Source organism: Paenibacillus pasadenensis (assembly GCF_023715725.1).
Lineage (GTDB): Bacteria > Bacillota > Bacilli > Paenibacillales > Paenibacillaceae > Paenibacillus_O > Paenibacillus_O pasadenensis_A.
The window spans coordinates 149,408-171,008 of record NZ_JAMBOT010000005.1 but is presented as its reverse complement, the minus strand read 5'-3'; the positions used below and the strand labels follow the sequence as shown (position 1 = coordinate 171,008).

23 protein-coding genes are annotated in these 21,601 nt (G+C 52.0%); 5 read left to right on the top strand and 18 right to left on the bottom strand.

The window, feature by feature from the left end; all coding sequences use genetic code 11:
- Positions 1 to 110: 110 nt before the first annotated feature.
- From M3223_RS14465 to coxB, 13 genes are all read right to left on the bottom strand, one after another.
- The gene (locus M3223_RS14465; protein WP_251562640.1) at positions 111 to 1,427 is read right to left on the bottom strand and encodes an ABC transporter permease; all 1,317 of its coding nucleotides are present in this window, start codon (positions 1,425 to 1,427) and stop codon (positions 111 to 113) included.
- Positions 1,420 to 2,325 (bottom strand): ABC transporter ATP-binding protein, encoded by a 906-nt coding sequence (locus M3223_RS14460; protein WP_251562638.1) that lies wholly within the window; start codon positions 2,323 to 2,325, stop codon positions 1,420 to 1,422. The genes M3223_RS14465 and M3223_RS14460 overlap by 8 nt, the downstream gene beginning before the upstream one ends.
- A 50-nt stretch (positions 2,326 to 2,375) precedes the next feature.
- Complete coding sequence (locus M3223_RS14455) at positions 2,376 to 3,371, bottom strand: ABC transporter ATP-binding protein (protein ID WP_251562636.1); 996 nt, start codon at positions 3,369 to 3,371, stop codon at positions 2,376 to 2,378.
- Between the two features lie 18 nt (positions 3,372 to 3,389).
- Complete coding sequence (locus tag M3223_RS14450; RefSeq protein ID WP_251562634.1) at positions 3,390 to 3,800, bottom strand: GntR family transcriptional regulator; 411 nt, start codon at positions 3,798 to 3,800, stop codon at positions 3,390 to 3,392.
- 36 nt (positions 3,801 to 3,836) lie between these two features.
- Positions 3,837 to 4,556 carry a hypothetical protein gene (locus tag M3223_RS14445; RefSeq protein WP_251562632.1) on the bottom strand — a complete coding sequence of 240 codons (720 nt, stop codon included), beginning with the start codon at positions 4,554 to 4,556 and terminating at the stop codon, positions 3,837 to 3,839.
- Positions 4,557 to 4,736: 180 nt separating this feature from the next.
- Entirely contained in the window at positions 4,737 to 5,777 is a 1,041-nt protein-coding gene (locus tag M3223_RS24540) for a globin-coupled sensor protein (protein WP_353057703.1), read from the bottom strand.
- A gap of 102 nt (positions 5,778 to 5,879) precedes the next feature.
- A complete protein-coding gene (locus M3223_RS14430; protein WP_251562630.1) occupies positions 5,880 to 6,851 on the bottom strand; it encodes a carbohydrate kinase family protein in 972 nt (323 codons plus the stop codon).
- Between the two features lie 206 nt (positions 6,852 to 7,057).
- A complete protein-coding gene (locus M3223_RS14425) occupies positions 7,058 to 7,522 on the bottom strand; it encodes a DUF420 domain-containing protein (RefSeq protein ID WP_251562628.1) in 465 nt (154 codons plus the stop codon).
- 126 nt (positions 7,523 to 7,648) lie between these two features.
- Positions 7,649 to 8,545 (bottom strand): cytochrome c oxidase assembly factor CtaG, encoded by an 897-nt coding sequence (ctaG, locus tag M3223_RS14420; protein ID WP_251562626.1) that lies wholly within the window; start codon positions 8,543 to 8,545, stop codon positions 7,649 to 7,651.
- Between the two features lie 195 nt (positions 8,546 to 8,740).
- Positions 8,741 to 9,061, bottom strand: a complete 321-nt coding sequence (locus M3223_RS14415) for a cytochrome C oxidase subunit IV family protein (protein ID WP_251562624.1) — start codon at positions 9,059 to 9,061, stop codon at positions 8,741 to 8,743.
- A 3-nt stretch (positions 9,062 to 9,064) separates the two neighbouring features.
- Positions 9,065 to 9,685, bottom strand: coding sequence for a cytochrome (ubi)quinol oxidase subunit III (locus M3223_RS14410; RefSeq protein ID WP_251562622.1), 621 nt, complete (start codon positions 9,683 to 9,685; stop codon positions 9,065 to 9,067).
- A complete protein-coding gene (gene ctaD, locus M3223_RS14405; protein WP_251563004.1) occupies positions 9,682 to 11,532 on the bottom strand; it encodes a cytochrome c oxidase subunit I in 1,851 nt (616 codons plus the stop codon). Before ctaD ends, M3223_RS14410 begins: the two co-directional genes overlap by 4 nt.
- 68 nt (positions 11,533 to 11,600) lie before the next feature.
- Positions 11,601 to 12,647: a cytochrome c oxidase subunit II gene (gene coxB / locus M3223_RS14400; RefSeq protein ID WP_251562620.1), complete on the bottom strand. Its 1,047-nt coding sequence runs from the start codon at positions 12,645 to 12,647 to the stop codon at positions 11,601 to 11,603.
- Positions 12,648 to 13,102: 455 nt separating this feature from the next.
- On the opposite strand from coxB, the gene M3223_RS14395 reads away from it, so the two are divergent.
- Positions 13,103 to 13,846, top strand: coding sequence for a hypothetical protein (locus M3223_RS14395; RefSeq protein WP_251562618.1), 744 nt, complete (start codon positions 13,103 to 13,105; stop codon positions 13,844 to 13,846).
- 40 nt (positions 13,847 to 13,886) lie between these two features.
- On the opposite strand, the gene M3223_RS14390 is transcribed toward M3223_RS14395, so the two are convergent.
- Entirely contained in the window at positions 13,887 to 14,750 is an 864-nt protein-coding gene (locus tag M3223_RS14390; RefSeq protein ID WP_251562616.1) for a DUF421 domain-containing protein, read from the bottom strand.
- Positions 14,751 to 14,950: 200 nt separating this feature from the next.
- Here M3223_RS14390 and M3223_RS14385 point away from each other — a divergent pair, with 200 nt between their 5' ends.
- The 4 genes from M3223_RS14385 (at position 14,951) to M3223_RS14370 (ending at position 18,267) form a co-directional block, all read left to right on the top strand.
- Positions 14,951 to 15,727, top strand: a complete 777-nt coding sequence (locus M3223_RS14385) for an ABC transporter permease (RefSeq protein ID WP_251562614.1) — start codon at positions 14,951 to 14,953, stop codon at positions 15,725 to 15,727.
- On the top strand, positions 15,724 to 16,536 hold the full coding sequence (locus M3223_RS14380) for an ABC transporter permease (protein WP_251562612.1): 813 nt from the start codon (positions 15,724 to 15,726) through the stop codon (positions 16,534 to 16,536). The genes M3223_RS14385 and M3223_RS14380 overlap by 4 nt, the downstream gene beginning before the upstream one ends.
- Before the next feature lie 13 nt (positions 16,537 to 16,549).
- Positions 16,550 to 17,554 carry an ABC transporter ATP-binding protein gene (locus M3223_RS14375; protein ID WP_251562609.1) on the top strand — a complete coding sequence of 335 codons (1,005 nt, stop codon included), beginning with the start codon at positions 16,550 to 16,552 and terminating at the stop codon, positions 17,552 to 17,554.
- 221 nt (positions 17,555 to 17,775) lie between these two features.
- A complete protein-coding gene (locus M3223_RS14370) occupies positions 17,776 to 18,267 on the top strand; it encodes a C40 family peptidase (protein WP_251562607.1) in 492 nt (163 codons plus the stop codon).
- A gap of 115 nt (positions 18,268 to 18,382) precedes the next feature.
- Here M3223_RS14370 and M3223_RS14365 read toward each other — a convergent pair whose 3' ends face one another.
- From M3223_RS14365 to M3223_RS14350, 4 genes are all read right to left on the bottom strand, one after another.
- Positions 18,383 to 19,174, bottom strand: a complete 792-nt coding sequence (locus M3223_RS14365) for an alpha/beta hydrolase (RefSeq protein WP_251562606.1) — start codon at positions 19,172 to 19,174, stop codon at positions 18,383 to 18,385.
- A gap of 29 nt (positions 19,175 to 19,203) precedes the next feature.
- Positions 19,204 to 19,965, bottom strand: a complete 762-nt coding sequence (locus M3223_RS14360; RefSeq protein WP_251562604.1) for a TSUP family transporter — start codon at positions 19,963 to 19,965, stop codon at positions 19,204 to 19,206.
- 236 nt (positions 19,966 to 20,201) lie between these two features.
- Entirely contained in the window at positions 20,202 to 20,933 is a 732-nt protein-coding gene (locus tag M3223_RS14355) for an amino acid ABC transporter permease (protein ID WP_251562602.1), read from the bottom strand.
- 16 nt (positions 20,934 to 20,949) lie between these two features.
- Complete coding sequence (locus M3223_RS14350) at positions 20,950 to 21,600, bottom strand: amino acid ABC transporter permease (protein ID WP_251562600.1); 651 nt, start codon at positions 21,598 to 21,600, stop codon at positions 20,950 to 20,952.
- Position 21,601 lies beyond the last annotated feature (1 nt).

Sequence of the window (21,601 nt, the reverse complement as noted above, 5' to 3'; positions counted from 1 at the left end):
CTACGCAAATTCCCGCCAAAAAGAAATTATTCCCATATAAAAAGCCAGATGGATCAGGGACTGATCCATCTGACTTTTTATTACTCACACTGATTGATCCATAAAACAGCTTAAATCTTGTAAGCCTTCATCGCCTTGCGCAGCTCTTTAATGCTTGGACGTTTGCCGTAGAGCAGCACGCCGGTGCGGTAAATTTTCGCGGACAGCCAGCCGAATACGTAAATGCTGACAAGCATGATGACCAGCGACAGGCCGATTTCCCAGTACTCTACGCTTCCGACACCGGAGCGGAGCACCATAGTGTAAGGGGAAAAGAACGGAATAAACGAGGTCACTTTTACGAGCATGCTGTCCGGCACGGAAAGGCTGAACATGCCGATGTAAAACCCGCCCAGCGACAGGAAGGTGAGCGGCATTACCGCTTGGCCAAGATCCTCCGTACGGCTAACCAGAGAGCCGACAGCCGCGTACAGCGTCGCGTACAGGAAGTAACCGGTCAAATAGAACAGCAGTCCTACAATCAGCAAATCCGGACTTGCATCATTAAGATGAATGTTCATATTGCCAAGAGCGTCTTTGTTCGTCGGGATGTTCACATTGATAACTACCGTGGCAACATAAATGGCGATTTGCAGGATGCCGACAAAAAACATGCCCATGATTTTGCCGAACATGCTGTTCAGCGGCGAGACGCTCGTAATGAGCACCTCCATAATACGCGAGCTTTTTTCCGTTGTTACTTCGCTGGCGATAACCTGGCCCGTTGCCATAATCGACATGAAGAGCAGGAACAGCACGGCATAAACAAGCCCTATATTGACGCCTTGTTGAGCAGCCGTCCGCCCTGATTCCTCGCCGGTTCCGGCATTAATTTGCATCGAGCTGACCTCTACAGGTGCGTAAAGGAGCTTTTTCTGTGCATCCGTCAAGCCGGCTGCATTTGTTTTGACAATTTGCAGGCCGCTGCGAAGCTCAGTAGCGATAGAGCCTTCCATCATTTTTTCGGATTTGTAGACAGCGTCATAAAATCCGGTTGCCTTATTAGGCGTCAATTCTACGTAGCCGTCAACTTTTCCGTCAGCGATCGCTTTTTTCAGCAGCGACTCGTCGGCGGCTGCGTCGCCGCTCCCTTCAATTGGAACCATCGTCAAACTGCGGCTTTCCTCCGGCTGGGACTCGTAGTACTCTTTCAGCCAGCCGCCGATTAGAGTAGGAGTTACGCTGCTTTTCAACATGTCGCTTTGCACGGATACATAACCGACTTTTTCAACGTCATTGCCGCCCTCGCCTTTAAACAGCGAGATAATATACGGAAGGTTGATAACGAGAGATAGAATAAGAACGAGAATAATGGTCGTAACGACAAAAGCTTTGCCTTTAACTTTGTTGCGGAACGTAAATCCAGTTACTGTCCAGAAATCACTCATGTCTCTCACCTACCGTTTTGATAAAGATTTCGTTGAGCGTCGGTTCCATAATTTCAAAGCGGCTAACTTCGGCCTGCGACATCGCATGATGCAAAATTCCCCGCCCGGATGCTTCATCGGCAATGCGAATCTCATACCCGCCCTGCTCCAGTACTTTTACTCCTAACACGCCAGGCAGGCTCTCCAGTCCTTTAATTTCTCCTTCTGCAGCAAGACGCACGCGTTCGCGCGGGAAGCGGCTTTTAATTTCCTTCAGACTTCCTTTCAGCACTTCGTTAGAACGGTGTAGAATCGTAATGTTGCGGCACAGCTCCTCGACATGCTCCATGCGGTGCGTGGAAAAAAGAATCGTTGAGCCGTTGTCGCGCAGCTCTTTGACCGTGCTTTTCAACAGCTCGACGTTGACGGGATCCAGTCCGCTAAACGCCTCGTCAAGAATGAGCAGCTGCGGCTTATGGATAATGGTCGCAATAAACTGGATTTTCTGCTGATTGCCCTTGGACAGCTCCTCGACACGCTTGCTGTAATACTCGGGAACGCCGAATCGCTCCAGCCAGCTCTTGAGGCTTTTATCGGCGTCTGCCGCAGACATGCCTTTGAGGCGGGCCAGATAAGTAAGCTGCTCGCTCACTGCTACTTTTGGATACAGTCCCCGTTCTTCCGGCAAATAACCGATCTGGCGCAGCTGCTCCTTGGAATAAGGCTTGCCATCATACAGAATTTTGCCCTCATCCGGAAAAATCAGGCCGAGCACCATACGCATCGTGGTGGTTTTTCCTGCTCCGTTCGCTCCAAGCAGGCCGTAGATCTCCCCCCGATCTATTTCCAGACTGATGCCGTTAACTGCCGTATGGTCTCCGTATTGCTTGACAACTTTTTCTACTACAAGCGGCTTCATATACTAATCCTCCCCTTCATAATGAACCGACCATTTCAAACCGTTTCTTGCTAATAGCTGTCACGAATGAGCAGAGCCATAATTTCATCCAGCTCTAGTGGCCGCTGCCCTGTGACAGGAAGCCCTTCCCTGCGGCACCATTGCTCCGCCTCCCATGCTTTGCTCGTTGTTACGCGGCATGTACCGCCCCCTGCCTCCTCGGCATCCACCAGTCCCGGCAGCTCCTCGACATCCCGGACCAAGAGAGGCACAGCGGATGTACTGTCTGCTGTCTCGGCCGCTGCAACCGGACCTACATAGAACGTATGCCATGAGGAGAGCAGTTCATCCTTCTCGTACATGCCGATTATTCGTCCGTTGGCCATAATGGCAATATAATCGGCCAGCCGCTTCACTTCCTCGAGAATATGCGTCGCCATCAGGATGGTCCTTGGACCGCGCCTCATATAGCGATGAAGCTCATCCACCATTTTGCGCCAAGACAGCGGGTCGAGCCCGGACGAAGGCTCATCCAGCAAAAGCAGCTCCGGTCCATGAGCCAAGGCGAGCGACAACTCGTACTTGCGTCTCATTCCCTTGGACATTTTGCCCAGCCGCATGGAAGGCTCCACTTCGAATTCCCTCAGCAGACGTTCAAATTCAGAACCGTTCCAATCCGGGTACCATTCGGAGACAAACCCCGCTTTAAAGGTGCCTCGCAGGGGGGCATCACTTTTGTTGTCCTCCTCGGGAACATAACCAACTCTCTGCTTCAGCTTCGTGTCATCGATGCCAGACCCGACTTGCTCCTCTAGCATCCACAGCTCACCTTCGTCTGCACGGGACTGTCCCATTAGCAGACGAAAAGTGGAGCTTTTGCCGCTGCCGTTTGTCCCGACAATCGCCGTTATATAACCTGCCGGAATATCCAGCGTCAGCGGACCCAGCCGGAAGCGGCTTCGTTTTTGGACAACGGATCGCAGCGAGACGGCAGCCGCTTCTGCTTGATCGATTCTACTGCTGCCGCTTGTCAGGCTTAAGCTTTGCTGCTCCAGCGTTCGATTCACCCTGCTTCCCTCCTCCTGTTATCCGGGCTCAACGTCTCTTTGTATGCCGTAACGCCGATTCAGCTCGCTCAGAAATGCTTCCTCCAGCTCGCTTCTTTTAAATCCCGCTGCCATTCCAGCTTCTACAGCAGCCTCTATCGCCGCCTCCGCCGCTTGCAACAGCTGCCTTGCTCCAGCGTTTGTATCCACCTTTGCCACAAAAGTGCCGCTTCCCTGCCTTGTACGGAGCAGCCCTTCCGCCTCCAAATCCTGATAAACGCGTCGAATTGTGATCAGGCTGCATTGAAGCGACTGCGCTAACTCGCGGTTAGACGGCAGCAGTGTATTCTCGGCTAGCTGGCCGCTGACAATCAGTGCCCGCAGCTGGGTTTCAATTTGATGATACAGAGGTTCGGCGCTATTCTCGTTGATGTTTATGGGTAGTCGCACGACCGCACCTCGTTTCTGATGAAAATCTTTGCAGCCTTATCCGATAAAAGTACGCCGGCTTAACGAGCGAACGAGAAGATTGTACATGGACATGTACACGATAGCTCCAACCGCCAATGCTGCTGCTGTTGGAATCCAGTTCCCTCTGTTCGCTTGGTTGATGAGCCAGTGCATAATATTCCAATTCATCAGCGCAATCAAAATTCCTACTCCTAAAAACAGAAACGATATTACAAAAGACACCGCGAAGTACTTCTTGCCGTCCATAGTCATCTCCAAGAAGGCATAACATACGGCCGTCCCCACGCCATAACCCATCCAGAACAGCAAAAAGTTGAGCATTTCCAGCGGGCTTAACAGCTGGTTCAGCAGCAGTGCGTACTGGAGGCCAATGAACAGCACGATTGAAGGAACAAACAAAGTCATCACCGTCAAAAGCTTTCCCGCAGCCAGCTGGCGATAGCTGATCGGCAGCTGGCGAAACGCCGCTAACCGGCTTGATACATAGTCTTCTTGCCAGCCGTTGAATGTCGTTTTGTTCATAAAGAAGCCAAGGCATGGAAGTATAGCAAACATCATAAAATTCATAATTCCAGCCGAAACAGGCTCAAAGGCATCGCCGTCCCTTAAATCAAGAAAAAGCGGGGTCGTAGCAATCCCAAAAAATGCAATGAGGACCAGATTGAAAATCACTCCGTATCCGGCAGTAGCCCATTCGTAACGGACAAGAAGCTTAGCTCCTCTCCAAACGCTCATATCCGTCTCCCCTTACCAATGACATTTCAAAGAGAGCAAAGTTCCTTATTGAAAGTGTATATACTGTGCATATCTTTATATACAGTATATACACTGTTTCAATAAACTGTCAAGAAATGTTTGGAAACAAAAAAACATCCGCCAGGCTCCCGCTTAACAAGCGGAAACCGGCAGATGCGGTTATTGATCCTGCGCTGTTTCATTTTCCTCCGGCATCGCCTTATCGCGAAGATGCTCCAATTCTTTGGAAACATTTGCGATGACGGATATAAAAGCATTCAGCTCCGACGAGCTGGCAGCCTGCTCCTGAGCCGCTTCAGCCGTTTCGTGGGACAAAGCTTGGACTTTGCCCAACACGGCATGGATGGCCTCAACCTTTTCATGAATGAGCTCCAGCGAGTTTTTGGAATGGCGCGCCAGCTTGCGGATTTCGCCGGCAACAACCTCGAAGCCGCGTCCCATTTCACCCGCGCGGGCTGCCTCAATGGCGGCATTGAGGCCGAGCAGATGCGTCTGATCCGAGATATTCGTCATCAGCGTGCCCATCGACTCAATGACCTCAATCTGCTCGCTTAAACTCGTCAGCTCCAGGTCCGTTTGCTGCTGAGATTCAGCTGTTCTGACCGCCAGGCGGCCGACCGTATCTGCGCTGCGGCCTACCTGCTCCATGCCTGCGGCAAGCTCCTGAACGGCTGCGCTAACGCCTGTCAGGATATCGGACTGAGTTTCCGTGATGCGCTGCAGCTTCGCTTTTTCATCCCGTTCATAAGCCTCAAGCACAAGCTGAGAGTCCAGATTAAACATTTTGGCCAAGGAATGCAGCACCATTGTCCAATTGCCGGGCATCGCCGCTGACAGATAGGATGAAGACAAATCGAGATAGGTCATATAAGTGCCAAGGTACCAATGGGTCGTCAGGCCAATCCGCGAGTGAATGCTTCCGATTTTAAGCCGGTCCGCAAAATACTGCTCGTCAATTGTACCGGCCGTCATGGATAAAAAATACTGCTTTTGCGTCTCCTTCAACCTGTCCAGCGTGCTATGCCGCTCAATCAGCGCCTTAAGCTCCGGCTGCCGGATTACGATGGAATAAAGAGCGTCTACGACTCCGTCCGCCGCCTGTTCAAATACAGGCTTTGCCTCTCTTAGCCGCTGCAAATCATCCTCTGTCAATTGAATATATTCAAGCTGTGTCCTTCTCGCATCAGAAACTGAAATCACTGTTGAAGCTCCCTCATTTCACCCTGTTAGTTCCTTATCAATAACACTAATTAGGGAAATATCGGAAACTGTCTGAGTAAACTTTAGACTCTGCGGAAAAGCTCACAAAGCTTTCGTATTCTGAGCCAGCAGCTGTTCGATTTCCTCCGGCGAAGGCAAGGCGGCAATTGCGCCCGGTCTGGTCGTTGTAATGGCTGCAGCAGCATTGGCAAAGGCCAGCAGCGTAGCTGCGAAATGCTCCGTTATGCCCTCCAGAAAATTCGGCTGACGATGCAATCCGTATAACAGCGCTCCAATAAAAGCGTCACCTGCGCCGGTTGTATCAACCGTTTGCACCGAATGCCCCGTCACTTCCGTGCGAAACTCCCGCGAAAGCCATACTGCTCCCGCCGGACCGCGTGTATAAATAATGTGTCTGACATCTCCGGTAAAAAGCGCCTGCAGCGCCTCTTCCTCGTCTTGAATGCCGGTAATAAACGCTAGTTCCTCGTCGCTGATTTTAACCAGATGAGCCAGCGGGAGAAATTCAAGAATTGCCCGGCGGCAGGACTCCGGATCGGGCCACAGCGGCAGCCTAACATTAGGGTCAAAGCTGACGATACCGCCGGCCTCTCTGCATTTGCGAATAGCTTCGCGATGCGCTTCTTTAACTGGCGCGTCAATCAGATCCACCGAACAGAAATGCAGCACATCTCCGCTCTTGAACGGGCTTCCGATCTCGTCGGCCCGCAGCAGCATGTCCGCGCTCGGATTGCGGTAAAAGCTGAAATCCCGATTGCCGTCGGCTCTGAGACTGACAAACGCCATTGCCGTATTCGCTTCTTTGGTCCGCAGCACCCGGGATGTGTCTACACCGGCAGCGCTCATCGTTTCCACTAAAAAGTCGCCGAATGCGTCTTCTCCCAGCTTCCCGATAAAAGCGCTGCTGCCGCCGAGAACCGCAACGGCGCAGGCTACGTTGGCCGGTGCGCCGCCCGCTGCCTTCGTGAAGCTCTCAACCTGCTTCAGCTCCACTCCGCGCTGTGCAGGAACCCAGTCAATTAACGCTTCGCCAATTGTAAATACGGTTGCCATCGCTGACGCCTCCAGTCCGCTGAGAGTCTACAAAAAAGATATAAAGTCGGTAAAAAGCAGCGAAGCCAAAGGTCGAGCCTGTAGAAGCGCCAGCGTTCGCCTTTGACGTCGGATTTTTACTGCTATCAATTACAATTCAAAAAAATCTGAGGTCAACAGCGATCGGAAGGCCGGCCTTTGGCGCAGCGGGTACTTTTAACCGATCTTTATAATCGGAACAAAATATCAAATACCGGCTTTGTATGACCGCCCGGGTACATAACGTACAGCAGGATGTAGACTGCGACGCCGGTAATTGCTGTAACAAACCAAACGATAGACGTGATTCGGCCAAGCCTGCGGTGCTTCGCATACTTTTCCTTAAAGCCGAAAACAAGCGTCGTAATTCCGAATACCGCGCCAACCGTCGCCAAGACGATATGGAAAATAAGAAATACGTAATAATATGGCGCAAGGCTGTCCGGACCGCCCCAGTCCGTGTTGCCTACAAGCAGTGTCCGCGAGGAATAAATGATAAAAAAGATAATCGCGGCGATGGCGGCGGCAATCATCGTTTTTTTGTGGGCTTCAAGGCGCCGTTTAATGGCCAGGTTCCAGCCGATTGCTACTAAGATTGCACTTACAACGATGAAAAAGGTGCTTATAGTCGGAAATATTGTGTACAGATCCAAAGCCTGTCTCCCCCACTCTTTCGTACTGGTTGGTACTGGAACAGCTAACCGATGAAACCGGTCAGCTCCGCCAAAGACCGGTTCTCAAAGCCCGATCTTTGGTTTCGCTTTGTTCTTGCCGTTTCGTTAAACAGGGTCCACGTTGCGCAGATCGTGGTCGTTCTCTGCATTTTCCTGATTGTACCACTGTCTAAAAATAAATACGAGAATACAGCCGTACATAATCTCTTGAACTAGCTTCATCAATATTCCGCCAAGCTGCTGGTCTTCTAAAGCGACAAACAAATTGAAGAACATCGGGCCTTCAAACTTTGCCAGAAGGTCGGCTGTATTGCCCGATACGCAATAACTCATCGCCTGAGCCCATACGTTTGGATCGTTATAGACCGAGTAAAGCGGTTCATCTGCAAAAATAATGAGCGCGCAGGCAGGCGTTAAGAGCACGCCGCTGGCAAACACATATGCCATTTTGCGCAATCCGTTCAAGCGGTTCCACTCCGGCACCGGACATGTAATCTGCCACCACATAATCATCGCAGCGACCAGCAGCGCAAAATAGTACGCTTCATGGACCCAATAACGAGTCATGACGTAGTCATGGATGTTGGGAATATGGTAGAACGAGAACAAAACGTTAAAACAGACGAGCGAAAAAATCGGATTCATGACCGGACTCAACCGCTTCCAAAACCGCGCTTGGAAAGCAGCACGCCAAGCATAAGCAGGAATGCCCATAATAATTAGCGGAGGAGCGATTAGATAGCTGAGCGACATGTTCGCCATGTGGAACGAAAACATCATATGGCCCAACAGGTTCATAGGGCCGCCTTGAGCCATGTACAGTACAAACAAACCTGAAACAGCCATCACTTGCTGCCAAAACCCGGGGCGCTTCTCCATCGGGTAATGCTTCTCCCGCCATGGGCCAATCAGATAGTAATAACCGATTAGCGCCGCCAGCGCGATAAACAACAGCCAAGGACTCCATAGCGCCTTAAAGCTGAAATATTCCAGTCCAAGCATTTCGGATATTCTCCTTCCCTTTTTGCCGTCGCACACGAACGGTCACCGCAGGCTTTGGCCCGCAGATGGGTTGTTAAACCTTACTTTACCGGAAGCGAAGGGACATAGCAAAAGGCGAAATTGCGAACGCTTTACTTGCAAAATAAGAAAAGAGGAGGTCTGCAGGCAGACGCTCCTCCTTCTCTTTTTCGCGGCTTACCACCAAGTCCAGTATTCCGCCATAATGACAATTGTAAACACTACGAACACGCCGGTTAGGATGCCTATGATCGGGAACAGATGTCCCCGGTCTTTCATATGCATCCAGAAGCCCATCTGAATCACGACTTGCAGAGCAGCCATGACTAAAAGCAGGATATACGTAAAGGATGCGTTGATCTCTCCGCCCATTACGGTCGCAAAAGCTACGAGCGTAAGCAGCATGGAGAAGATATACGCCACGACATGTTTTCTAGGACCTTCGTGTTTATGCCGTTTAGCCGGCTCTTCGGAATGAGTCGTATGATTTGCTGCCATCCGTTACGCCACCTTTCCCATCAGATAAACGACGGTGAAGATGAATACCCATACGACGTCGATAAAGTGCCAGTACATACCCGCAACATATACCTTCGGTGCGGTTACGACGTTGAGTCCCTTGCGGGCAACTTGGGCAATCAGAAGTGAAATCCAGACAATCCCGAACAAAACGTGCGCTCCGTGGAAGCCTACAAGCGTATAGAACGATGAACTAAAGGCGCTTGTACTGAACTTATGTCCCTCGTGAACGTACTCGTAGAACTCGTAAATCTCAAGGCCGAGGAAGGCAAGGCCGAGAAGTACGGTCAGAATGAGCCAGCCCTGCATCGCCTTCACCTGATTGCGGTGCATCGCCTGGATGGCGAATACGCTTGTCAGGGAGGAGGTAAGCAGGATGACTGTCGCAATCGCAACCGTCATGAGCTTAAACAGCTCTTGGCCGGATGGATTGCCGTCGCCGACTTGATCGCGAAGCGCCAGGAAAGCGGAGAAGAGGGTACCAAACAGTACCGTCTCTCCTCCAAGGAACAGCCAGAAGCCTAGAACTTTATTGCGTCCTTCCAGGGTTGCGCGTTCCGGCTCATGAGGCAGCTGACCATCTAGATGCGAATGTGCACTCATGCCTTAACCCCCTTGTTCGTCAGTTCTTCCGGCTCGATATGGAAACCGTGATCATCTTTCAGGGAGCGGATGACCATGCAGCTCAGCGTAATCAGCAGTCCCGCGCCCGCTACCGCATGGGAAGCGAACAGATCTTTGAAAAATCCGGCTTGCCAGTCATTGTTGGCATACATGAATCCGAAGCCGGCGATGAACAGGCCGAGCGACATTACAAATGGCAGAATCGATGGCGACGGCATATGAATCGGGCCGATTGGCTCCGCCGGAGACATGCCTTCGTTGCCGTCCATTTTCTCTTTCCACAGCGCGTCATAACCGCGTACCAAAGGCGTTTGAACGAAGTTGTACTCCGGAGCCGGGGAAGGAATCGCCCATTCCAGCGTACGTCCGTCTTCCCAAGGATCGTTGCCGGCCGTCTTTGGCTTAGCGGAAGTAACGATAATATTGATAATGAATATAATCGTTCCAACGCCCATCAAGAATGCGCCGATCGTACTGATCAAGTTCATGTTGTTGAAGCCAAGTCCGTCCAGGTACGTGTATACACGGCGCGGCATGCCGAGCAGGCCGAGGAAATGCTGAACGAAGAACGTCAGATGGAAACCGATGAAGAATGTCCAGAACGTCAGCTTGCCGAGACCTTCGCCAAGCATGCGGCCGAACATTTTGGGCCACCAGTAGTGAAGTCCTGCGAACAGGCCCAGTACCAGACCGCCTACAATTACGTAGTGGAAGTGGGCCACGACGAAGTAGCTGTCATGATATTGGAAGTCGGCCGGAGCCGCTGCCAGCATGACGCCCGTCACGCCGCCCATAACGAAGGTTGGCACGAAGCCTACGGCGAACAGATTGGCTGCCGTGAACTTAATGGAGCCGCCCCACATCGTAAAGATCCAGTTGAAAATCTTGATCCCTGTTGGAACGGCGATCAGCATCGTTGCGATCGAGAACAACGCGTTAGCTACAGGTCCCAGACCAACGGTGAACATATGGTGAGCCCATACCATGAAGCCAAGGAAACCGATCAGCACGGTAGCGAATACCATGGAGCTGTAACCGAACAGACGTTTACGCGAGAACGTAGCGATTACCTCGGAAATGATACCGAAGGCCGGGAGAATCAGAATGTATACCTCCGGGTGACCGAAGATCCAGAAGATATGCTCCCATAGTACCGTGTTGCCGCCGCCGCTGACCTCGAAGAAATTCGCCGAGAACAGGCGGTCGAACATGAGGGCAACAAGGCCTACCGTCAGCGCCGGGAATGCGAACAAAATCAGCGCGGACGTAATGAAAGCACTCCAAGTGAACATTGGCATACGCATGAAGCTCATGCCCGGAGCGCGCATGTTGATGATTGTAACAAGGAAGTTAATGCCGCCGACCAGCGTACCGATACCTGCAATCTGCAGTCCGAGCACATAATAGTCGACGCCTTTGTCGGTGCTGTAGGTCGGACTTGCGAGCGGCAAGTACGAGGTCCATCCAGCATCGGGAACCGCGCCAGCGATCCAGCTGATGTTCAGCAGAAGGCCGCCGAAGAAAAACGTCCAGAAGCCGAGTGCATTAACAAAAGGGAACGCAACGTCGCGAGCGCCGATTTGAAGCGGGACAATCGCGTTCATCATGGCGAAGATGATTGGCATCGCCGCCAAGAAGATCATTGTGGTGCCGTGCATCGTAATCAGCTCGTTGTATGTATCCGCGCTGACAAAGTTGTTCAGCGGCTTCCAGAGCTGGACGCGGATCAGCAGCGCTTCAAGGCCGCCGATCAGAAAGAAGAATCCACCGGCAATGAGATACAGGATGCCGATTTTTTTGTGGTCAACAGTCGTTAGCCAGTCCATAAGACCGGTATAACGCTTGACCGGATGTGCGTGAGCCAAGGCTGGTACCCCCTTCAATTACCGATAGGTTATTGCTCCACGTTTAGCTTGTATTCCGACAGATACTTGGCAATGCCGTCGATCTGTTCAGGAGTCAGGTCAACCTTCGGCATGGAGTTGCCAGGCTTAACCGATTGAGGATCTTCGATCCAGCGTTTCAGGTTCTCATAAGTGGTGCCTTCGTTTTTGTACTTTGCATCGTCCGTATTCACGAGAATGCCGGCTACCGTACCTTTATCGCCAATTCCCGTCAGGTTCGGATAAAGCTGGAGACCTTTGTCGCCGACAGCGTGGCAAGTCAGACATTGCTTCTCGAACACTTCGGCAATTGCCGGATCAGCCGGAAGCTTGCCAGGTTCCTTCATCGCCGTTACCCAACGGTCGAACGCGCCTTCATTGACCGACTTCACCTTGAAATCCATGAGAGCATGGGAAGGACCGCACAGCTCGGCGCACTTGCCGAGGTAAACGCCGTCTTTCTTAGCGCTGAAATACATTTTATTCAAATTCGCGCCTGGATTGGAATCAATCTTGCCGGCAAGAGCCGGAATCCAGAACGAGTGAATAACGTCGGCGGATTTGGTTTGAATCGAAATCGTTTTGCCTGTTGGAATCATGAGCTCTTGGGAGGTTTTAATGCCGTATTGAGGATACTCGAATTCCCACCAGTACTGATGCGCGGTAACGATAACCTGAACCGCATTCGGATCCTTCGAATAGTCCTTGGCCAAGCCAAACACATGCTTAACCGTAGGAACGCCCAAAATGAGCAGCAGAACGATCGGAATGACCGTCCAGATAATTTCCAGCTTGTGGTTGCCTTCCACCTGAACAGGAATTTTGTCGCCAGGACGTCTGCGGAACTTCACGATTACATAGAATGCCAGCGCAAATACGACAAGGACAACCAGCACCATGATCGAGATCGAAAGCTTCATCAGATCGAACTGAACTTCCGCCACCGGACCTTGCGGATTCATAGTGGACAAATCCTCCCGCCCGCACGCGGACAAGAGCAAGGCCAATCCCGCCAGCAGCGGCAGGAGACGTCGTGCAAGGTGCCACCTTTTCATCATTCATCAACCCCACTTTTGACGTTTTCGCGATTTGCCCAAGCAAAAACGGAGAACCGCCAGCCGGCGGCTATCCGTTTACGGAATCAAATAGAAGTTGGAAAACACACCGAAATCTGTCGGTTAAACGCTTTCTCTTCCTTATGTACGGCTTGTGGCAAATGCTTCATGCACAGCTGTAAATTGGCAACTCCTGCATGTCAATTACTTAATTAAATATAAAGTTGAAGCCCTTAATTGTCAATGTTCCACAGAGAGTTCACAAATTGTTCTCAAAGCTGTCAAAAAAGGCGTTTTTCCTTGTTGCAACGCTCATTTCAAGGTCTTTTCCCCATTCCCGCCTTATCATTTTGCACCAAAACCGTGGGCAATTATGTATGAGGCTCTGGACGCATATTTGACTTTTTCCGGCGAACCCTAAAGGCAAGGCGAAAGATCCGAAGGAGGCCCGATTACCGATGCCATTTAACCGAAAACACGCTCTTCTCTACTCAGCGCTCGCCCTGTCCGTGCTTGCTTCATCGGCATGCGGATATAAAGAGCATGCGCAGAGCGGCGATCAAAATTACGGCGCACGCCAGAAAAGCCCGAATCTGGAAGGCAGCAAAATGTACGGCTTGTCCGTTTCCAATCCCGATCAGCACAACAACCGCTTTGTTGAATACAGCGCTCATCTGTCAAGCGAGGTGACAAGCCTGAACGGTGTCGCTCAAGGCATCGTCATGCTTACCGACCGCAACGCTTACGTTGGCATCGTGCTGGACTGGACCGCAACCCAACCGGTCAAAAACGGCAGTAAAATGATGCGTGAGCAGGACAACGGCGGCTGGATGAGCGGAGTGTACAACAATAAAAACGGCAGCGACCGCTGGGATAACCGTGATCTGGTCACTCCGTACAACTCTTATTTTTCGGTAAACGATCACAACGAGCTTTCCTCAAAGTTAAAACAAACGATCGCAGTCCGAGTGCGCAAGCTGGCCCCATCCGTTGAAACGGTGCATATTACCGCCAACAGCGAAGTGACGAATCAGTTCGTCGAGTATGCGCGCGAAACTTGGGGCGGACGTGATTTAAACCGGTACATCAAACCGTTTAACGTGCTTGTGCAGAAGCATTTTGCAGGCGGAGACGAAATGCCGGTGCCGCTTAAGCTTATCAAGGAAAAAGAAAGCAAAGCTGCCGGCGCAAACAACCGATAGCATTTTTCTTCTATTATATATAGAAGCTTTTGCAGGGGAGTCACTTCAGCTCCGGCTGCGCCTGGCGAATCAATTGTTTCAGCTGGCGCGAGCAGGACAGAAGGGCCTCCCTTTCTTCTTCGCTCCGTGCAAAACGGCCGAACTGCTCCATATCGCTTTGACATTGCTGAAGCGAGCTGAGCAGCTGCTGGCGCGGCGTTTTTTTGGAGCGCTCCACCGCTCCGTTCAATGTGCCCTTTTGGACCGACAGGCTTCCCTTATCATCAACCTGCGCCAAAAACACCTCTTCCGGCTGCACCTTTAACCCGGACAGCTCGTGCCTCAGCCAATCCTCATCCTTGCCTATGCTGCGCAACGGCTCCTGCAGCACCTCGCCGTCCATCATGACCGTCTGCGGCTCTTGCTCCTCCTTCATCGTCCAGCCAAGCATCTTTGGAGTAAGCGGCTGGTTTTCCTTTTTGAGCAGCACATTAATCTCTCCGCTTTTTTCCATAACCGCAAATTCGCATTCGGAAACCTTAAACACGCTTTTTTTGCGGAGCTGCTCCAGCAATTCGTCCAGCGTAATCCGCACCTTGAACATATTGTGCTCCAATATGGAGCCGTTCTGGATCAGCACGGTTCCCTGGCCATCGGCTATCCCCCGGATCCACCTGCTTTTAAGCGTCCAAAACTCGATTCCGATCGATACGATTGACCACGCCGCAATAGCGACAAATCCAAGGTACCATTCCGAATCCGTGTCGAGTGAAATATAACCGGCGATGTTGCCGATCGTAATGCCCGTTATGTATTCAAACAGCGATAATTGAGACAATTGGCGCTTGCCCAGCAGCTTTGTGACGATAAACAGCACAACAACCGAGCTTAACGTGCGCAGCACCACTTCCAGCCAAAGCGTCATGGAATAGACTCCTTCCTTTCCCTATGTTTCCTATCGTGCGCCAATTGGCCCTCCGTCATTCGCGCTAAACCCATACGATGGAAAGATTAGAAAAAAGCTCTTGCCTTATAAGGCCAACCTTGATATGATGTTTTTCCGCTCTCTTCGCATTTCACCTTAATTTTGGTCGATATTCCAATATCTACGAAATGAGGTGTCACATGCTTTTTTATGCGCTCGCACGCGCAAGCTATTCCCGCAATTTGCAGTACCGGGCTTCACATCTGCTGCACAACATTGCAAGCGCCCTGTTCGGTTTCATCTATCTGTCCATATGGACAGGAATTGGAGAGGGCCGAGATCTCGGCGTGTACGGTTTGGCCGGCCTTGTCTCCTATGTCGCTCTGAATCAATGCCTGCTTTGGATCACCGCTTTTTCCAGCTTTGGACTCGGAATTCCCGCCTTGGTGCGAACGGGGGCAATCGCTACCGAGCTCGCTCGTCCCGTGCATCTGTTTTACAACATGATGAGCCGCGAGTGGGGCAACCTCTGGTACCAAGCCTTGTACAAAAGTTTCCCGATTTATATGCTGTATGTCCTCCTTATCCCGCTTCGTTTCCCTTCAAGCCTGACGAATGCCGCTGTTTTTATCGCTGCGGTTTTAGGCGCTGCTTATTTGTCCATCTGTATTCAATATCTCATCGGAGCCGTTTCGCTTTGGACAACGGAATCCCATTGGCTGCATTGGCTGAATCATGCCATGTTCACCTTGTTTTCCGGTTTTCTCATTCCAGTGGAGTGGCTTCCCGGTTGGCTCGGAGCGTTCAGCCGCTGGTCCGTGTATCCCTGTCTGCAATACATACCCGCACGCATCTATTTGGGAATGGACGGTGCAAGCGCGCTGCTCCCTTCGCTTTTTTGGTGCGCATTTTTAACCGTTGCTTGCCTCGCTGTTACCCGGCTGATGCGCTTCCGAACGGAGGTGCAGGGCGGATGATGATCCGAGACGTTAAAGACATGGTCAAGATGTATAAGCTGCTCATCCGCTTCAGCATCCGCAGCAGAATGCAATACCGTTTTAATTTCTGGACGGGCTCCTTCATCGCAGCATTTATCGCTTTTATGGAATTCGCTTTGCTTGCTGTTATTCTCAGCCGATTCGGCACGATTCAGGGCTGGAGCATCGCGGAATCCGCCTATCTTTACTCCGTGCTCACCCTTTCCAAGTCCATTTATCGAACCTTTGCGTCTGATGTTCATCATCTCGAACAGTATTTGGTGAGCGGCAATCTTGACGGTCTGCTGCTGCGTCCTCTACCGGTGCTGCTTGTGTTGATGACTCAAAACGTCTCGATCCGATTCGGAGAGCTGCTGCTTGGCTTCGGCATGCTCGCCTATAGCTTAGGAATTCTAGCCGGAAAAGGGCAAATCGAGCTTTGGTCCGCCATTCCGCTGACGCTGCTAATCAGCTTGAACGGAGCGCTGCTGCTCTTTGGCATCGCTTTAGCGACTGCTGCAACAGGCTTCTGGCTAACCCGGATCAGCATGCTGCAAAATCTGACGGAGGATGCGACGCATACCGCAATCCGATACCCGTTAACGATTTTCCCTGGCTGGCTGAAAGGCGTTTTGACCATCGGACTTCCTGTCGCTTTTGTCAACTACATGCCCGCTTTATATATCGTACGGGGCGAAGCCGGTCCATGGATACTTGCTCTGAGCGCAGCAGCCTCGGCGGCCGTGGTTGGAGCAGGGGCATTGCTCTGGAGGACAGGCATGAGCCGCTATCAGAGTACGGGAAGCTGAGGAGGAGATAGCAATGATTGAGGCTAGTCATTTATATAAAACATTTCGGGTTCGTGCGCCAAAACAGCCCAACGGAGGCATCCGCAGCTTTTTGCGCCTGGACAGCATCGATAAAGAAGCGGTGCGCGATGTAAGCTTCTCCATTAATAAAGGAGAGTTCACCGGTTTTATCGGGCCAAACGGAGCAGGAAAATCCACGACGATCAAAATGCTGTCGGGCATTTTGCATCCGACCTCCGGCGAGGTCAGGCTTGGCGGAATTAATCCTCACCGCAAAAGGAAAGAGGCTGCCCGTTCGCTTGGCGTTTTGTTCGGACAGCGCTCACAGCTCTGGTGGGACTTGCCGTTGAAGGATTCCTTTGAGGTATTAGGAGCGATGTACCGCATGGAGGAGCGGCAGCGGCACAAACGAGTGGCGGAGCTGAACGATTTGCTGCATTTAGGCGAGTTTTTGGATACGCCAGTGCGCAAGCTGTCGCTCGGCCAAAGGATGCGCGGCGATCTGGCGGCAGCGCTGCTGCATGAGCCGTCCATTTTAATCCTCGACGAGCCGACAATCGGACTGGACGCCTCCGCCAAGCGGGATATCCGCTCGCTGCTGCGCAGCATTAATAAAGAGCTTGGCACAACAATCATGCTGACAACGCATGATATGGACGATATTGAGCAGTTATGCAGCCGGGTCATCGTGATCACCGAAGGGTCGCTTCATTACGACGGTCCGCTGGAAGGTTTGCGCTCCAAAATCGGCATGCCTGCTCTCATTGAAGTGACCTATCGGACGCTGGAACAGGCGGAAAAGGCTTGGACGCATGTGCAAAGCTCCTCCTCGGCCGACGGCAAACAGCTGCAGGAGCGCACAATTACGGTGGAATGCAGCTTGGAGCAGTATCGTTTTATGGACATATTGCGTGAATTAGAGGCGTTTGGAGAGCTGGAGGACGCCAGAATGCGCGAGGCCGACTTCGATGAAGCCGTTCACCTGCTGTATCCGGATTTAAAGCAAATAAAGGCTTAAACCCAGATGAGAGAAAGCTTAAACAAAGATGAGAGCTTTCTCATAAGTTTCTCACAATCGGGATGAAAGCCTTATCAACACTAGTCCAAACGTCTCAGAGGAAAGGTCTGGCAGTTCTGAAGTGTGTTATCTTGGTTGTACCGGTTCACCAAGCAAGTCCTATCAGCTGAACGAACAGCCGAGTACTCCAATACTTCCACAAGAAGAGAGGAATTGACACCATGACCTACATCAATCCTAAATTCGCAAAAAAAATCGCAGCAGCTACAATCGCCGCATCCATTGCCCTTACAGGCGTTTCCATACTTCCTGCAGCACAAGGCACAATCACGCAGCAGGCTTCCGCAGCTACTGCATCCAGCACAGTTATTGCCGCAGCTAAGGCTCAGATGGGCAAGCCTTATAAATTTGGAGCTCCTACAAGCACAACCCGTTACTTTGACTGCTCCAGCCTGATGGCATACGCTTTCAAAAAAGTAGGCGTCAATCTGCCGCGCACATCGTTAGCGCAGTCTAAAGTAGGCAAGTACGTCTCCAAGAGCAACCTGAAACCAGGCGATCTTGTGTTCTTCTACTCGCCGGTCTCTCACGTAGGCGTGTACGTTGGCGACGGAAAAATCATTCACACTTACGGCGATCCGGGCGTAACGGTTGATACAATTAAATCCGGCTGGTGGAGCAAAAACTACAAAACGGCGCGCCGCGTCCTTTAATTAAAGCACTCATTCCCATTTATCTGACCAAGCCTCCCTCCGGGAGGCTTTTTTCGTTTGGTTCAGGCTCAATATACCTCTAAAACGAGCCATCCTCCTTCAAAGTTGCAGGGAATTACTGGCTAGTCCGAATGGGCAGCCACTGCAGCACACGCTGGATTTGCGCATCCCAGTACCCCCACTCATGCGTGCCGGGACTTTCTTCGTAATGAAGCCGCAAGCCCAACCCATCGGCGTGAGCTCGGAACGACTGATTATCCGCATACAAAAAATCCTCCGTGCCGCAGCACTGAAACAGCTGCGGCTGTTCCTGCTGCGGCAGCCGGGCAGTCTCTTTGGCTAACCGGAACAGATCATCCGCTCCGTCCGCCGCCTCTGTGCGGGTTCCGAATATCCATTTCAGCTCTCCGGCCGTTATCGTCTCCTCACGACTATAAAGCGCCTGGATATCAAGCGCTCCCGATAGGCTGGCTGCAGCAGCATACCGGTCCGGACGCTTCAGCGCAAGCTTAAACGCTCCGTAACCGCCCATCGAAAGGCCCGCGGCAAACGTATCCTCGCGCTTTTCGGACAGCGGAAACATCGCTCCGGCTATTTCCGGCAGCTCTTCGCTAATGAACGTCCAATATCGTCCGCCGGTTTTCATATCGGTATAAAAGCCCCTCTGAACGGTCGGCATCACGACGGCAATGCCATATTCCGCTGCATAACGCTCAATGGAGGTGCGCCGGAGCCAAATGGAATGATCGTCGGACAACCCGTGAAGCAGATAAAGAACCGGAAACTTGCCTCCGTGTACTTTTCCCTCCATGCCGATTTGGTATTTAGTACGCTGCGGAATGATCACATTCATGGAGCAGGTTAGCCCCAGCACATCCGAAAAAAAGCTGCATTGAGCGAGTGCCAAGCCCATTCATCCTTTCAATTTGTACGAATTTAGCGAAACAGCAGCTCCCAAGCCTGCCGCAATATGAGCAATGAGCTGACAGCGATAAAGAGCGGGCGGACGTATTTTGCTCCTTGGCGGATGGCAAGTCTGGAACCGGTAAGCGCGCCAAGCACCATAAACACGCTCATCGTGAGGCCAATGCGCCAGTCCACGCTTCCCAGCAGTGCAAATGTGATCAGACTGGCGATGTTGCTGCCAAAGTTGAGCACTTTAGCGTTTCCCGCTGAACGGACAAAATCGTATCCAGCCAGCAAAAACACAAAGATTAGAAACGATCCGGTGCCCGGACCGAAAAAGCCGTCATAACCGCCTAACACAAAAGCCGCAACCGCAAGAATGACAACCGCCCGGCGGGTAAAGGCGGCGCGCTGCGCGCCATCGCTCCCCCAGCTTTTTTTGAATATCGTGTACAGCGTAATCAGGATCAGCATGGCAACAACGAGCGGCCGCAGCCAGTCGGACGGCACCTGCTGTAGCAGCAGCGTTCCGCCAGCCGCTCCGACCACCGTCAGCGGAAGCAGCCGCAGCGCGACGCGCAGCTCCACCTTGCCGGAACGGATAAAGGTCAGCATGCTCGTAAACGAGCCGACCGTGCCTGCAAGCTTATTTGTGCCAAGCGCTACATGGGGAGGCAGTCCCGCTGTCAAAAGCACCGGCACGGAAACAAGTCCTCCGCCTCCCACGACAGAATCAACAAAAGCAGCCAGGAAGCCGCCGCCTGCAATTAACAAAAATAGTTCCCAAGACATTAGGTTCGTTTAACTCCTATTCGAGTAAAAAGTCCGGTGAAAAAGTTTCCGCTTCAGCTAAAAACATTTTAGGCGGTATTGAGCCATAAGTCTAACCCGTTTTCGACCGCATACGCGGCTGAACGGGAATAGCTAAAAGGACGAAGCGGAGCTAATGCCCCATGCTTCGTCCTTAACTGCGGTTGTGAAACCATTTTACGTTACTTTCAAAACGGACTTTTCTCAACCTCTCCGTGTCAGCCTTCCGCGCGAGCAGCCGGAGCTGAAGCCGGACGGCCGCCTGCTGCCGGTTTGCCTTTGCCCGGCTTGCGGCTGCGGCCGCCTTCACGGCTTTCCCAGCGCGTCGATAACAGCGACAGGCCGTAATTGACCGCAAAATACAACACGGCGGCCAGCAGCAGAACCGGGAATACCTGCTTAATATTTTGCCCCATGACGATGTTGGCGCTGTGCATCAGCTCCGGAAGGGAGATAACGACGGCTAGCGACGTATCCTTGAGCAGCGAGATGAACTGGCTGACGAGCGGCGGCACCATGCGCCGAAGCCCGATGGGAAGCACGACATGCCGCATCGTCTGTGCCGCCGTTAAACCGGATGAGCGCGCCGCCTCTACAAGCCCTTTGTTCACCGACTGAAGGCCGCTGCGGACAATTTCGCTTATCATCGCGCCCTCAAAGATGGTCAGAGCGACAACGGCCGCCCAAAACGTGGACAGCTTGATGCCAACCTCAGGCAGCGCAAACTTGACGAAAAAGATCAGCAGCAGCAACGGCAAATTTCGAATCGTTTCCGTTACCAGCATCGTCAGCTGCGCCACAACCGGAATCCGGCTGTAGCGGATTATGCCCATCAGCGTGCCCATCGCAAAGCTTAGCACAATCGAAATGGCGGCAATGAGCAGCGTCAATCCGAAGCCTTGCAAAATAAAGCTTAAATTATGGGGAGAGTACGCGCCTGCAAAATCCATTCCGTGATCTCCCCCTTCATCCCGCCCGCGCCAGCCTGCGCTCCAGTACATTTGTCGCGTAAGCCAGCGGGATCGTCAGAATGAGATAAAAGCCTGCGGCAACCAGATACGTTTCAATCGTCTGGAAGGAATAACTGTTGACGTTGTCGGCAAAATACATCAAGTCGAATCCGGCTACAACGCCTAAAATAGAAGAGTTTTTGACCAGATTCAAAAACTGGTTGCTAATTGGCGGAATAACAATCCGCACAGCCTGCGGCAAAACAACAAAGCGCATCGCCTGCACATACGTCAAACCTGTAGAACGAGCCGCCTCCATCTGTCCCTGCGGAACGGATTGGATGCCTGCCCGGATCGCTTCGGCAATAAAAGCCGAAGTATAAATCATCAGCCCCAGCGTGCCGGAAGTGAAGCCGTCCAGATCCACTCCCGCCGAAGGAAGGCCGAGGTAGAAAATATACACGACGAGCAGCAATGGGATGTTTCGGAAAAACTCCACGTAAGCGGTTCCTATTGCTCTTACTACCCGCCAGGGTGAAATGCGGAATACGGCGAGCAGTACGCCAAGCACAAAACTGCCCGCCAACGCCAGCAGACTGGCGTAAATCGTATTTTTAAAGCCTTCCGTGAAGTCTCCCCAGTAGGTGCCGACAAAGGAGAAATCCATC

Excerpts from the sequence above, each read along its gene's own strand:
- M3223_RS14465 (WP_251562640.1), bottom strand. The coding sequence starts at position 1,427 with ATGAGTGATTTCTGGACAGTAACTGGATTTACGTTCCGCAACAAAGTT.
- M3223_RS14460 (WP_251562638.1), bottom strand. The coding sequence starts at position 2,325 with ATGAAGCCGCTTGTAGTAGAAAAAGTTGTCAAGCAATACGGAGACCAT.
- M3223_RS14445 (WP_251562632.1), bottom strand. The coding sequence starts at position 4,556 with ATGAGCGTTTGGAGAGGAGCTAAGCTTCTTGTCCGTTACGAATGGGCT.
- M3223_RS14430 (WP_251562630.1), bottom strand. The coding sequence starts at position 6,851 with ATGGCAACCGTATTTACAATTGGCGAAGCGTTAATTGACTGGGTTCCT.
- ctaG (WP_251562626.1), bottom strand. The coding sequence starts at position 8,545 with ATGCTTGGACTGGAATATTTCAGCTTTAAGGCGCTATGGAGTCCTTGG.
- M3223_RS14415 (WP_251562624.1), bottom strand. The coding sequence starts at position 9,061 with ATGGCAGCAAATCATACGACTCATTCCGAAGAGCCGGCTAAACGGCAT.
- M3223_RS14410 (WP_251562622.1), bottom strand. The coding sequence starts at position 9,685 with ATGAGTGCACATTCGCATCTAGATGGTCAGCTGCCTCATGAGCCGGAA.
- ctaD (WP_251563004.1), bottom strand. The coding sequence starts at position 11,532 with ATGGACTGGCTAACGACTGTTGACCACAAAAAAATCGGCATCCTGTAT.
- coxB (WP_251562620.1), bottom strand. The coding sequence starts at position 12,647 with ATGATGAAAAGGTGGCACCTTGCACGACGTCTCCTGCCGCTGCTGGCG.
- M3223_RS14395 (WP_251562618.1), top strand. The coding sequence starts at position 13,103 with ATGCCATTTAACCGAAAACACGCTCTTCTCTACTCAGCGCTCGCCCTG.
- M3223_RS14390 (WP_251562616.1), bottom strand. The coding sequence starts at position 14,750 with ATGACGCTTTGGCTGGAAGTGGTGCTGCGCACGTTAAGCTCGGTTGTT.
- M3223_RS14385 (WP_251562614.1), top strand. The coding sequence starts at position 14,951 with ATGCTTTTTTATGCGCTCGCACGCGCAAGCTATTCCCGCAATTTGCAG.
- M3223_RS14380 (WP_251562612.1), top strand. The coding sequence starts at position 15,724 with ATGATGATCCGAGACGTTAAAGACATGGTCAAGATGTATAAGCTGCTC.
- M3223_RS14375 (WP_251562609.1), top strand. The coding sequence starts at position 16,550 with ATGATTGAGGCTAGTCATTTATATAAAACATTTCGGGTTCGTGCGCCA.
- M3223_RS14370 (WP_251562607.1), top strand. The coding sequence starts at position 17,776 with ATGACCTACATCAATCCTAAATTCGCAAAAAAAATCGCAGCAGCTACA.
- M3223_RS14360 (WP_251562604.1), bottom strand. The coding sequence starts at position 19,965 with ATGTCTTGGGAACTATTTTTGTTAATTGCAGGCGGCGGCTTCCTGGCT.
- M3223_RS14355 (WP_251562602.1), bottom strand. The coding sequence starts at position 20,933 with ATGGATTTTGCAGGCGCGTACTCTCCCCATAATTTAAGCTTTATTTTG.
- M3223_RS14350 (WP_251562600.1), bottom strand. The coding sequence starts at position 21,600 with ATGGATTTCTCCTTTGTCGGCACCTACTGGGGAGACTTCACGGAAGGC.